At 66.9% G+C, this 12,376-nt stretch carries 12 protein-coding genes; 7 read left to right on the top strand and 5 right to left on the bottom strand.

The window, feature by feature from the left end; genetic code table 11:
• Positions 1-72: 72 nt before the first annotated feature.
• Positions 73-705 (bottom strand): glutathione S-transferase family protein, encoded by a 633-nt coding sequence (locus J2Y55_RS26170; protein ID WP_310159296.1) that lies wholly within the window; start codon positions 703-705, stop codon positions 73-75.
• Positions 706-914: 209 nt separating this feature from the next.
• On the opposite strand from J2Y55_RS26170, the gene J2Y55_RS26165 reads away from it, so the two are divergent.
• Complete coding sequence (locus tag J2Y55_RS26165; protein WP_310159295.1) at positions 915-1,571, top strand: hypothetical protein; 657 nt, start codon at positions 915-917, stop codon at positions 1,569-1,571.
• A 51-nt stretch (positions 1,572-1,622) separates the two neighbouring features.
• Here the strand turns inward: J2Y55_RS26165 and J2Y55_RS26160 are convergent, their stop codons facing one another.
• The gene (locus J2Y55_RS26160) at positions 1,623-2,645 is read right to left on the bottom strand and encodes an amino acid ABC transporter substrate-binding protein (protein ID WP_310159294.1); all 1,023 of its coding nucleotides are present in this window, start codon (positions 2,643-2,645) and stop codon (positions 1,623-1,625) included.
• Positions 2,646-3,076: 431 nt separating this feature from the next.
• Here J2Y55_RS26160 and J2Y55_RS26155 point away from each other — a divergent pair, with 431 nt between their 5' ends.
• From J2Y55_RS26155 to J2Y55_RS26145, 3 genes are all read left to right on the top strand, one after another.
• Complete coding sequence (locus J2Y55_RS26155; RefSeq protein WP_310159291.1) at positions 3,077-3,463, top strand: SpoIIAA family protein; 387 nt, start codon at positions 3,077-3,079, stop codon at positions 3,461-3,463.
• A gap of 48 nt (positions 3,464-3,511) precedes the next feature.
• On the top strand, positions 3,512-4,603 hold the full coding sequence (locus J2Y55_RS26150; protein ID WP_310159289.1) for a 2-dehydropantoate 2-reductase: 1,092 nt from the start codon (positions 3,512-3,514) through the stop codon (positions 4,601-4,603).
• Between the two features lie 71 nt (positions 4,604-4,674).
• Positions 4,675-4,962: a hypothetical protein gene (locus tag J2Y55_RS26145; RefSeq protein WP_310159287.1), complete on the top strand. Its 288-nt coding sequence runs from the start codon at positions 4,675-4,677 to the stop codon at positions 4,960-4,962.
• 366 nt (positions 4,963-5,328) lie between these two features.
• Here the strand turns inward: J2Y55_RS26145 and uvrB are convergent, their stop codons facing one another.
• Positions 5,329-8,046, bottom strand: a complete 2,718-nt coding sequence (gene uvrB / locus J2Y55_RS26140) for an excinuclease ABC subunit UvrB (RefSeq protein ID WP_310159286.1) — start codon at positions 8,044-8,046, stop codon at positions 5,329-5,331.
• Between the two features lie 228 nt (positions 8,047-8,274).
• On the opposite strand from uvrB, the gene J2Y55_RS26135 reads away from it, so the two are divergent.
• The 3 genes from J2Y55_RS26135 (at position 8,275) to J2Y55_RS26125 (ending at position 10,090) form a co-directional block, all read left to right on the top strand.
• Positions 8,275-9,003, top strand: coding sequence for a helix-turn-helix transcriptional regulator (locus tag J2Y55_RS26135; protein WP_310159285.1), 729 nt, complete (start codon positions 8,275-8,277; stop codon positions 9,001-9,003).
• Positions 9,004-9,102: 99 nt separating this feature from the next.
• Positions 9,103-9,747 carry an acyl-homoserine-lactone synthase gene (locus J2Y55_RS26130; RefSeq protein WP_310159283.1) on the top strand — a complete coding sequence of 215 codons (645 nt, stop codon included), beginning with the start codon at positions 9,103-9,105 and terminating at the stop codon, positions 9,745-9,747.
• Positions 9,740-10,090, top strand: coding sequence for a hypothetical protein (locus tag J2Y55_RS26125; RefSeq protein WP_310159282.1), 351 nt, complete (start codon positions 9,740-9,742; stop codon positions 10,088-10,090). Before J2Y55_RS26130 ends, J2Y55_RS26125 begins: the two co-directional genes overlap by 8 nt.
• Positions 10,091-10,256: 166 nt before the next feature.
• On the opposite strand, the gene J2Y55_RS26120 is transcribed toward J2Y55_RS26125, so the two are convergent.
• Together J2Y55_RS26120 and phoB are read right to left on the bottom strand one after the other, a co-directional pair.
• Positions 10,257-11,534, bottom strand: a complete 1,278-nt coding sequence (locus J2Y55_RS26120; protein WP_310159281.1) for a TIGR03862 family flavoprotein — start codon at positions 11,532-11,534, stop codon at positions 10,257-10,259.
• Positions 11,535-11,672: 138 nt separating this feature from the next.
• On the bottom strand, positions 11,673-12,371 hold the full coding sequence (phoB, locus tag J2Y55_RS26115) for a phosphate regulon transcriptional regulator PhoB (RefSeq protein ID WP_069689660.1): 699 nt from the start codon (positions 12,369-12,371) through the stop codon (positions 11,673-11,675).
• Positions 12,372-12,376 lie beyond the last annotated feature (5 nt).

The raw sequence follows: 12,376 nt of genomic DNA, 5'->3' as shown, positions 1-12,376 counted from the left end.
AAATGGCTCCAGCCGCTTTATCTCAGCGCGTTTTCCTCACGCGAACCGGTGCCCACTTCGCTCGAAAACGCTTCAGGCCTGCTTCTGCTGCTCGGCGATCAGGGCATTATCGATCTCATCGGCCCGCAGCGCCGCCGGGCGGCCGGAGATGCGCTTGCCATAGGCCTCGAAGGCCGGGCGCTTCTCGATCGAGCCGAATTGCAGGCCCCAGAGGATTTGCGAGCCGAGATAGACATCGGCCGCGCTGAAGCGGTCGCCCAGCAGATATTCGCCCGCCGTCACGGCCTGCTCCAGCGTGTCCATGACGTCGGCGAAGCTGCCATAGCCGATCATCCGGGCCCTGTCGGCGGGGACCTCGAAACCCAGCGCCTTGTTGCTCACCGCCGCCTCCGTCGGTCCCGCGCCGAAGAACAGCCAGCGGTAGTAGGGTCCGCGCAGCTTGCTGCCAGGCTCCGGCGCAAGGCCGGCCTGCGGGAAGGCGTCGGCGAGATAGGCGCAGATCGCGGCGCATTCGGTGACGACCATGTCGCCATGCTTCAGCGCCGGCACCTTGCCCATCGGGTTGACCGCCTTATAGGCGCCCTTCATCGGCGGGCCGAAACCCAGGATCTCGGCGCGATAGGGCGCCCCAACCTCCTCCAGCATCCAGCGCGCGATCCGGCCGCGCGACATCGGGTTGGTGTAGAGCACGAGCTCGTCGGACATGGCGTTCTCCCTGGTCTTGTCGTTGCCACGAGCATAGCCCGACTAGATGGCGCGACCATGTCAGCAGCGATTTGCTGCAGCTTGCATCGGCTTATCCCGAATAACCGGTTCCCACTTTTCAGGCCGATGCTCTATCCTCGCCGGCGAACACGGCGCGGGGCCTCATGGATTTATCGACAGCGCAGCGCGCAACGGTCGCGGATGGCCGAATGACCCTCGCCGGCGTGTCCGCCCACTTCGTGCAGGCGCCTGCGCGCCGGCTCACGGTGGAGGCGAGCGGACTTGCCGCGCTTTCGGGCTACGCGCTGCGCGACGGCGCGCTGGCCAATGACGGCCGGATCACCGCGCAAGCGAGGCTGCCCGAGGACAGCCTCGGCCGGGCCGGCCTCAGCGACGAAGCCGGTGAGATGCCGCTTGCGATTCGGCCCTTGCCCGAAGGCGGCACGGCGGTGCGCATGCTGCTCGTGCTGGCGCATGGCCAGGAGGAGCCGGGCTATCACGCCACGCTCTGGCTGCCCGACGAGATCTTTTCCAGCCTGAAGCAGGACGTCGAGGCCGGCCGCGCCGGGCGGCTCTCCCTCGTCGCCACCACGAGCCTCTGGCTCGACGAGGCGGAGCGCGACGCGCCTGGCGAGCACCGCGTCGCCTGGCGGCTCGGGCCGGGGGCCGACGATGAGGGCAGCGCCCCGGCGCGCGGCCTGGTCGAGCGCATCGCCTGGAGCGCAGCGGCCCCGGCGCCCGCACTCGCCCCGGCCGAAGAGGAGCCGGAGGAAACGGTCACCGAGGCGCTGACGCGATTGAACTGGAGCCTGAAGCAGATCGCGCTGGTGCTGGTCTTCCTGATGATCGTGGCCGCGTTGAAGTAATGCCAGCCACGATCATCAGCAAATAGACTTGCCTCAGAGGATAGGCTTGCCTCAGCGGATCGGCGGGGCGTATTGCAGGCCGCCATTGCTCCACAGGGCGTTCTGCCCGCGCGCGATCTTCATCGACGATTGCTGGCCGAGATGGCGCTCGAAGACCTCGCCGTAATTGCCGGCGGTCTTGATCACCTTATAGGCCCAGTCATTGCCGAGGCCGAGCGACTGGCCGAAGGAGCCCTCGACGCCGAGCAGCCGGCGGATGTCGGGATTGGTCGATTTGCGCATCTCGTCGACATTGGCCTGCGTCACCTCGAGCTCTTCGGCCGTGACCAGCGCATACTGGACCCAGCTGACGATATCGAACCACTGATCGTCGCCATGGCGCACGGCATAGGCGAGCGGCTCCTTCGAGATCGTCTCCGGCAGCACGAGATGCTCGGACGGGTTCTTGAAGCGCAGCCGCTCGGCATAGAGGCCGGACTGGTCCGTGGTGAAGACGTCGCAGCGGCCGCTCTCATAGGCCTCGGTCGCCTCGTTGTTGGTGGCGAAGGTCACCGGCTCGAACTTCATGTTGTTCTTGCGGAAATAATCGGCGGTGTTGAGCTCGGTCGTGGTGCCCTGCTGGATGCAGATCGAGGCCCCGCTCAGCTCACGCGCCGATTTGATGTTCAGGGCCTTCTTCACCATGAAGCCCTGGCCGTCATAATAGAACACCGCCCGGAAATTCAGGCCGAGGATGGTGTCGCGGCTCATGGTCCAGGTCGTCGTCGCCGCGATCAGGTCGCTCTCGCCCGATTGCAGCGCGGTGAAGCGGTCCTTGGACGAAAGCGAGACGAACTTGACCTTGCTGGCGTCGTCGAAGATCGCGGCGGCGAGCCCGCTGCAGAAATCGATGTTGACCCCCTTCCAGGTACCGGACGCATCCGCGAGGCCGAAGCCCGCGAGCCCGGTGCCGATGCCGCAATTCAGGACGCCGCGTGCCTTGATCGCCTTCAGGGTCTGGGCTTCAGCCTGACCGCCATATGACAGGCCCATCGCCAGCAGGAACCCGACCAGAACTCTCCCGTAACGTGCCATTTTTTATCCCCTTATCAGCTCGCAGCTTGGGTTGGAGGAAGCGCCTGCCCGGACCGGCGGTCAATCACTGATGCTATGATAATTGCCGGGCCGGTATTCATGGGGGAAATATGATCGCGCGCCACACACCCTCCAGCGTTTCCGCTGCTCGGGAATATGGAGTGAGCAGAATAGGCATGGTTTCGAGAGGCAGGAGACGAGCGAGAAAGTCATCCCTGCGCCTCTTCCTTCGCCCCTCGGGGGAGAAGGTGGGCCGGCGAAGCCGGGTCGGATGAGGGAAGGAAGCGAGCCGGAACAAGACTTCCCTCATCCGTCAGCGCTGCGCGCTGCCACCTTCTCCCCCGAGGGGAGTAGGGTTCCCCGCACCTCCCGCCCACCCCACGCAACCTCTCGCGCGCCGGCGCGTTTCCCTTTCTCTTGGGGAGGCCATCATGTTCGAAATTCTCGCCGCGCCGGACCATGTCGCCGCCTATCGCCTGACGGGCACGCTGACGGAGGCCGATCTCGACGGCGTCGTTGCCGATCTCGAGGGCAGGCTGTCGCGCCACGAAAAGCTCGGCATCCTGGCCGATCTGACCGGTTTCGAGGACATGACCTTCCGAGCCGGGCTCAAGGATGCGCGCTATGGGCTCAGCATGGTGCGGCGCTTGAAGCGCTTTCCGCGTGAGGCGGTGGTCACCGACAAGGGCTGGATCGAAAGCTTCATGGCGATCGCCAATCCGATCATCCCACATGTCGAGTTGAAATGCTTCAAGCCGACGGAGTTCGACGCGGCCCTGGCCTGGGCGAGCGAGATCGAGGGCGGGCCTGAGGCGTAGCGCTCGCCCCCCGGAAGCACCATCATCGCGCAACGGGCGGGGGAGCGCATGGCCAGGATCTGCGTCTACGGCGCCGGCGCGATCGGCTGCTATCTCGGCGGGCGGCTGCTGGCTGAAGGGGCCGATCTCGGCTTCGTCGGCCGATCGCGCAGCGCCGACGAACTGGCTGAGCAGGGGCTGACGCTGACTGATCTCCATGGCCGGCGCTGGCGCGTTGCGCCAGCAGGTATCGCCTTCGCGACCGGGCCGGAGGGCGCCGCCACGGCCGATCTCGTGCTGGTCACGGTGAAATCGACGGCGACGGGCACGGTCGCGGCGGAGCTCGCGCAGGTGCTGCGGCCAGGTGCGGTGGTGGTGAGCTTCCAGAACGGGCTCGGCCATGCCGAGACACTGCGCGCCGCCCTGCCCGACCGGACCGTTCTCGCCGGGATGGTGCCGTTCAACGTGGTCTCGCCCGGACCGGGCGCCTTCCACCAGGCCTCGGCGGGCAGGCTCGTCGTCGCCGAGGACGCGGCGCTGGCGCCTTTCCTGCCAGCCTTCGCCACTGCGGGCCTGCCGCTGGAGCAGCACCGCGATATGCTGGCGGTGCAATGGGCCAAGCTGCTCCTCAATCTCAACAATGCCGTCAACGCCCTGGCGGATCGGCCGCTGCGCGAGGAGCTCTCGCTGCGGGCCTATCGGCGCTGCCTGGCGCTGGCCCAGGCGGAAGCGCTGGCGCTGCTCGACGAAACCGGCCTGCGTCCGGCCCGATTGACGCCGCTGCCGGCGCGCTGGATCCCGCGCCTGCTCGACACGCCCGACTGGCTCTTCGCCCGGCTGGCCGCCCGCATGCTCGCGATCGACCCGACGGCGCGCTCCTCGATGTCGGACGATCTCGCCGCCGGGCGCCCGAGCGAGATCGACTGGATCAATGGCGAGGTCGTCGGCCTCGCCGCGCGCCATGGTCGCAAGGCCCCGGTGAATGCGCGCCTGGTGGCGCTGATCCATGCGGCGGAAGCAAGCACCGAGCGCCCGGTCTGGTCCGGCGCGGCACTGCTGGCCGAGCTGGAGGCGGCGCGTCAATTCCCCGGGGGAGATAGCGTCGTCGCAGCGAGGCCTGCCGCTGAGGCGCGGCCCCACCGCGAAGATGAACGGCACTGAACTTTTTCGTTCAGACTTCGTTTCAACGTGGCCTGCTCTATTGCAGTATCAAGAAAAACCAGGAGGAATTCATGCGTCTATTTCTGATCGCCGCAGCCATTGCGCTGGGGGCGGCCGTGACGCCAGCGGCAGCGAGCGAGGCCTTCACCGGCGCGAGCGGGCTCGACAAGGTCGAGGTCGGCTATGCCAGGCACAACCGCGAGCATCGCATGTGGGAAATCCAGCGGACCCAGGAGATGCAGGCCCGGCGCGGCTACCGCCATCACGATCGCGGCTATGATCGCGGCTATGGCCGCCACCGTGGCGGCCCGCCGCCCTGGGCCCCGGCCCATGGTCGCCGCGACCGCGACCGCTGGTAAGCTCCAGATTTGATGAAGGGCCCGGCCGAAAGGCCGGGCTTTTTTGTTTTGGGGGAGTGGTGCGGGAGCCGCAACGCCGTCTTCCTTCTCCCGGATGGGAGAAGGTGCCCCGGCAGGGGCGGATGAGGGTGTGCCCTCTCAGTAAAAGGCGCAGCGGCATAGAAGGCGCAGCGGCGCAGTCAAACTCCAATAATCAGCGGCAGGCCCTCATCCCTGCCCTTCTCACTGAACTCGGGCTTGCCCGAGTTCAGCACTCAAAGTGTCGAAGTCGGGTAGACCCGAGTTCGATGCGGGAAGGGTTCCCCGCGCCTCCTATGCTCGCCCTTGTGGAGGGCATGGCGGGAAGCGCGCGGAAAGGCTTCGTCCCTACCGCCTCCCCCGCCGCTTCCCCTGCCCCTCTCCAGCCCCCAGCGGACGCGAATCCGGCCTTGGGCCCATCTCGTCGAGCGTCGGCTTCTTCGGCCGCGCCACCGGCTTGGCCTCTCCGCCGCCCCAGTTATGCGGGCCCATATCGGCATCGGTCGGCTTCCTGGCGCGGGTCGGCAGATTGGCGTTGGCGCCATAGGAGCGCTCGCCCTTGTATTTGCCGGCTGAGGCCTCGACGTCGCCCTGGCGGGCGAGCGGGTCGTCGGAGATGGCGAGCTCGGTCGCCTGGAGGCGCTTGATCTCGTCGCGCAGACGGGCGGCAGTCTCGAATTCGAGGTCGGCAGCGGCTTCGCGCATGCGCTTTTCGAGATCGGCCAGCGCCGCCTTGAAATTGTGGCCCGCGACCGGCGTGCCCATGCCGGCATCGACCGTGACATGGTCGCGCTCATAGACCGAGCCCAGGATGTCGCCGATGGCGCGCTTGATCGATTGCGGCGTGATGCCATGGGCGGCGTTGTAGGCCTCCTGCTTCTCGCGGCGGCGCGAGGTCTCGGCCATCGCCCGCTCCATCGAGCCGGTGATGTGGTCGGCATAGAGGATGACGCGGCCGTCGACATTGCGGGCAGCGCGGCCGATGGTCTGGATCAACGAGGTCTCCGAACGCAGGAAACCCTCCTTGTCGGCGTCGAGAATGGCGACGAACCCGCATTCGGGAATGTCGAGGCCCTCGCGCAGCAGGTTGATGCCGACGAGGACATCAAATGCGCCAAGGCGGAGATCGCGCAGGATCTCGATGCGCTCGATCGTGTCGATGTCGGAGTGCATGTAGCGGACACGCACGCCGTTCTCGTGGAGATACTCGGTCAGGTCCTCGGCCATGCGCTTGGTCAGCACGGTGACCAGGGTGCGATAGCCCTTGGCCGAGACCTCCTTGATCTCGTCGAGCAGGTCGGCGACCTGATGTTTTGCCGGGCGGATCTCGACCGGCGGGTCGATCAGGCCGGTGGGGCGGATGACCTGCTCGGTGAAGACGCCGCCGGTGCGCTCCATCTCCCAATTGCCGGGCGTCGCCGAGACATGCACCGATTGCGGCCGCATCGCGTCCCATTCCTCGAAGCGCAGCGGCCGGTTGTCCATGCAGGAGGGCAGGCGGAAGCCGTATTCCGCCAAAGTCGCCTTGCGCCGAAAGTCGCCGCGATACATGCCGCCGATCTGCGGCACGGTGACATGGCTCTCATCGGTGAAGACCAGCGCATTGTCGGGCAGGTACTCGAACAGGGTCGGTGGCGGCTCGCCCGGCTTGCGGCCGGTGAGATAGCGCGAATAGTTCTCGATACCATTGCAGGAGCCGGTGGCCTCGATCATCTCGATGTCGAAGGTGCAGCGCTGGTCGAGCCGCTGCGCCTCGAGATAGCGGCCCATCTTGTTGAGCTCGTCGAGGCGGCCGCGCAGCTCCTCCTTGATCGACTTGACGGCCTGAGTCAGCGTCGGGCGCGGCGTGGTGTAGTGCGAATTGCCGTAGACCTTGACGAATTCGAGGTCGGCGGTCTTCTGGCCGGTCAGCGGGTCGAATTCCGAGATCTGCTCGACCTCGTCACCGAACAGGCCGATGCGCCAGGCGCGGTCCTCATAGTGAGCCGGGAAGAGTTCGATGACATCGCCGCGCACGCGGAAGGAGCCGCGGGCGAAATCGCCAAGGGTGCGTTTGTACTGCAGGGCGACGAGATCGGCGATGAGCTGGCGCTGCTCGATGCGCTCACCCAGCTTGATGCCGAAGGTCATCGCCGTATAGGTCTCGACCGAGCCGATGCCGTAGATGCAGGAGACCGAGGCTACGATGATGACGTCGTCCCGCTCCAGCAGCGAGCGCGTGGCGGAGTGGCGCATCCGGTCGATCTGCTCGTTGATCGAGCTTTCCTTCTCGATGAAGGTGTCCGAGCGCGGCACATAGGCCTCGGGCTGGTAGTAGTCGTAATAGGAGACGAAATACTCGACCGCGTTGTCGGGGAAGAAGCTCTTGAACTCGCCATAGAGCTGCGCGGCCAGCGTCTTGTTCGGCGCCAGGACCAGGGCGGGACGCTGCGTCTTCTCGATGACCTGCGCCATGGTGAAGGTCTTGCCGGAGCCGGTGACGCCCAGCAGGACCTGGTCGCGCTCCTGGCGCGAGATGCCGTCGACGAGATCGGCGATCGCGGTCGGCTGGTCGCCGGCGGGCTCGTACTCCGAATTCATGCGGAAGCGGATACCGCCTTCGGATTTGTCCGGGCGGGGCGGACGATGCGGCGTCCAGGCCTTGCCGGGATCGATGAAGGGGCTGCCGGTCTCCAGCAGCATCTGCAGCGACTGCGCCGTCAGGCTCGCAGCGGTCTCGCCCTCGACGCCGTCAAAGGCGGAATCGGCCTTCTTGCCGATCTTGCGCTTGGGGGCGCCATCGCCGGGCCGGGCCGCGGGCTCGTAACCGGCCTGCGGTTGGTCGCTGAAGCCGGCGGCGCCGCCCGGGACCGCATTGCCGCGGTTGATCGCGGGGTTGAGCAGATCGGCAAGATAGCCTTCCAGTGGCTTCAATTCCTGGCGCGAGGCCTTGGAATTGGGCGTGCGCGCGCTGGCCGGCTTTTTCGCGGGCTTGGTCTTGGCGTTGGTCGTCTTGGCGTCGGCCGTCTTGGCGTCGGTCGTCTTGGCGTCGGTCGTCTTGGCGTCAGGGGCGGAGGTTTTGGACATGGCAGCAATATGGGGCGGAAGCCGCCCAAGCGCGAGAGGGCAAGGCGCATGGCGGGCCGCATAGCTGACAGGAGATGGCAGGAGGAGACGGCTCTGCTGTGCGGCGCACCTTGCCGTGCCTTGCGCGCAGAGCCGAACTCCCCCGAAAGGCCCGGTCTTGCTGGAGGCATTGACTCCCCGAGACGCGCTGCAAGAATGCGGCTATAATACGGCCATTGGGGACCGTTCATGTCGGGACAGCACTTCGACGCCGGACGAGACGCGCTCGATTTCATCGATGTGCTGACGCGCCTCAACGATCCCCAGACGATCATCACCTCGCTGCGCGACAAGCTCGCCAGCTTCGGCTTCCACGCCTTCCTGATCACCGGCCTGCCGGAGACCGGCGACAGGATCGCCCCGCTCGTGCTGCTGAATGGCTGGCCCGATGGCTGGTTCGAGCTCTATGTCCGGCAGAACTATGCCGATGACGACCCGATCGCGGCGCATTGCAAGACTACGATAAACCCTTTCGTCTGGGACGAGGTCTATCGCCAGGAGGTCGCCAGCGCGCGCCAGCAGGAGATCATGCGGCGCGCCAGCGACTTCAAGATGATCCACGGCTTCTGCGTGCCGATCCACAATGAGGACGGCTTCAAGGCCGTCGTCACCATGGCCGGCGACAAGCCCGACCTGTCGCGGCCGTCCCGCTCCGCCATCCACCTGATGTCGCTCTATGCCCATGCCAAGGCCGAGGCCGCCATGCACGGCACCCAGGGCCATTGCCTCACCGTGCGGGAGCGCGAGGTCCTGACCTGGATGGCTGTCGGCAAATCGACCGAGGGCGTCGCGGAGGTGCTCAATATCCGCGCCGGAACTGTCGAGGCGCATTACCAGAACGCCGCCCGCAAGCTCGGCGCCCGGGGCCGCACGCGCACGGTGGTCGAGGCGCATCTGCGCGGCGAGATCCAACTTTAGTCTATAGACCCGCGAAAGCATCGGCACTCCCGGAAAACCGGGATTCCGCCCGGCGCGGATAGGCAGAGAATTCTTCCTCACGCCGCTGGGGAAGAGCACATGATTCACATCATCGACGCCTCCAATCGCCGGCTCTATGCCGAGCAGATCGAGGAACATTTCCGCATCCGGCACCGCATCTATGTCGAGGAGCGCCGCTGGATGGAGCTGGAGCGCCCCGACGGACGCGAGGTCGACCAGTTCGACACCGACGACGCGGTCTATCTGCTGGCGCTGAAGGACGGCAAGGTCATCGGGGGCTCCCGCCTCGTGCCGACGCTCTGCCCGCATCTGATGAGCGAGGTCTTTCCCTACCTCGCCAATATCCGCGGCCTGCAGCGCGGCCCCGACATCGTCGAATGGACCCGGATCTTCGTGGTTCCCGAGTATCGCGGCCGCGAATCCGCCGTGCTGCACACCGTCCTCGCCGGCATGCTCGAATACTGCCTGGAGCAGAATTTCAGCGCGATCACTGTCGTGATGGAAACCTGGTGGATGCCGCGCTTCCTGGAGCTCGGCTGGGAGGTCAAGCCGCTTGGTCTGCCGACGATGATCGACGGCATGTCCTGCATCGGCACGATGATCAGCGTGACCGAAGAGGCCTGGCGCAACACGCTCGCATTCAAGCGGATTGCGGCCCCGACACTGGTCGACCGGCGGCATGGGCCGCGCATCATCAAGGAAAGGCGAACCAACCATGTATGACGAGCACGCCTATTCGCCCTTGTCCTCCCAGGAACGGCAAGACCTCGGAAACGCGCTAGCGACCCTAGCGACGCTGATGAATCGGCACCCACGCTACGCCCCGCTGCTGGAAGTCGCGTCCCATTTCGACCTCCCCGACGATCTCTGGCTGCTGACGCAGGTCATGAGCCTGGACGATGCCGGGCGCTCGGCGCTGGTGCAGCTCTTCCTGCTGACCAGTGGAGCGGTCCAGGCCAAGCCGTTGAGCCAGGACGCCGTCATGCTGGTGAGCCACGATCTCGGCGCCATCTATGAGCTGACCCGGGACCGCGAGCGCGGGATGGCCTCACCTCACGACGCGTGAGGTCCGGCTTCGGGGGCCTGCGGAGAGCTCCTCTCCTGTGTTGGTGGGGGGCGGAACCTCGACAGAGAACCCTCTCCTGTAAGGAGAGGGTAGGGTGAGGTGTCGGCCGTTATCCGCGTGGAGCACAGCCTCACCGCCGCGCGTGGTTAGCTCGGCGCTTTGCTAGTCAAGGGGCCGACACCTCATCCCTGCCCTTCTCCTTACAGGAGAAGGGTTCCCCGCGCCCGACTTGTCTCTGTTTCAGCCAAGCCTCCAGCCCGGCCGCCGCCGCGACGCCGGTGGCGAAGCAGGCCTGCAGCAGGTAGCCGCCGGTCGGGGCCTCCCAGTCCAGCATCTCGCCGGCGACGAAGACGCCGTGCAGCGCCGTCAGCATGAAATCGGGGGTGACCGCGCCGGCTTCGATGCCGCCGGCGCTCGAAATCGCGCGCGCGATCGGGGCGAGGCCGGTGAATGTGAGGGGAGCAGCCTTGATCAGCGCCGCCAAGGCTGCTGCGTCCTCAGGCAGGCCCGGGCTCGCCTCGCGCAGGAGCGCGATCGCAGCCGGCGACAGGCCCGCCGCCTTGCGCAGATGGTTGCTCAGCGTCTCGCCCTTGCGGCGCTTCGCCAGACGCTCGATGAGACGCGCCGTCTCCATGTCGGGCCGCAGGTCGAGCGTGACCGCCGCCCTGCCCTCGCGCAGGATCGCCTCGCGCAGCAGGCCCGACAGCGCATAGACCGCCCCGCCCTCGATGCCGTCGGCATCGATCATCCCTTCGCCAGTGGCCTGACGCTCACCGAAACGGATGACGATGCGCTTCAACGGCGCTCCGCTGAAGCGCTCGCGCATCATCGCCGACCAGGCGACGGTGAAACCGCCATTGGCCGGCAGCAGCGGCGCGACGCTGACGCCACGCTCTGCGAGCCGAGGCACCCAGCCGCCATCCGAGCCAAGGCGCGGCCAGCTCGCGCCGCCGAGCGCCAGCAAGGTCGCGCCGGGCCGGATCGTTTCGACGCCGCCATCGCGGGTCTGGAAGGCGAGCGCGCCATCGGCGCTCCAGCCGGTCCAGAGCCTGCCCGGAGCGAATGTCACGCCCTGCCCCTCCAGCCGGCGCAGCCAGGCGCGCAGCAGGGGCGAGGCCTTCATCACCCTGGGGAAGACGCGCCCACTCGTGCCGATGAAGCTGTCGGCGCCGAGAGCGTCGGCCCAATCGCGCAAAGCCTGCGGCGGGAAGGCGCGGATCGCCGGTTCGAGCCAGGCCTGCGCGCCGCGATAGCGCGTCAGGAACTGATCGAGCGGCTCGGAATGGGTCAGGTTCAGCCCGCCGCGGCCGGCAAGCAGGAATTTGCGCGCCGGCGAGGGCATGCGGTCATAGACCGTAACGGCGTGGCCGGCGGCGGACAGCCGCTCGGCGGCGATCAGGCCGGAGGGGCCTGCGCCGATGATCGCGATGGATTTATTTTGCATCGGGAGGGCTTGGAGCCGGCAGGGGCGCGGGTCAAGCGCGATCGTCATGCTCGGGCTTGACCCGAGCATCTCATGCCGAACCGAATGGTGCTTTATGCGAATGGAGATTCTCGGGTCAAACCCGAGAATGACGTAGCATCACCCCCGCGCGAAGGTCTCGTCGAAAGCGTAGCCCGCGCCGCGCACCGTGCGCAGCGGGTCCTTTGCGTCGCCGGGCGTGATCGCCTTGCGCAGGCGCCCGACATGAACGTCGACCGTGCGCTCGTCGATATAGACGTCGCGACCCCAGACGGCATCGAGAAGCTGTGCGCGGGAATAGACCCGGCCAGGCGCCTGCATCAGGAATTCGAGCAGGCGGAATTCGGTCGGGCCGAGATGCAGTTCCGCGCCGGAGCGGCGGACGCGGCGCGTCGTGCGGTCGAGCTCGAGATCGCCGGCCGCAAGCAGCCCCGCGACATGGCCAGGCTTCGCCCGGCGCAGCAGCGCCTGGATGCGCGCGATCAGTTCAGGCAGCGAGAACGGCTTGACCACGTAGTCATCGGCGCCGGTGGCGAGGCCGCGCACGCGCTCGGTCTCCTCGCCGCGCGCGGTCAGCATGATGATCGGCACGCGCTCCGTGTCCCTGCGCGTGCGCAGGCGGCGGCAGAGCTCGATGCCCGACAGGCCCGGCAGCATCCAGTCGAGCAGGACGAGGTCGGGCGTGTGGTCGCGCAGATGCAGTTCGGCATCGTCGCCGCGCGCGACGCTGTCGACCTCGAAACCCTCGGCTTCGAGATTGTAGCGCAGGAGCAGGGTGAGCGGCTCCTCGTCCTCGACGATCAGGATGCGTGCGGGCATGTGCG

The organism is Allobosea sp. BE125 (genome assembly GCF_031456075.1).
GTDB lineage: Bacteria > Pseudomonadota > Alphaproteobacteria > Rhizobiales > Beijerinckiaceae > Allobosea.
The sequence above is the reverse complement of the archived record's forward strand: the minus strand, read 5'-3'. Positions and strand labels throughout refer to the sequence as shown.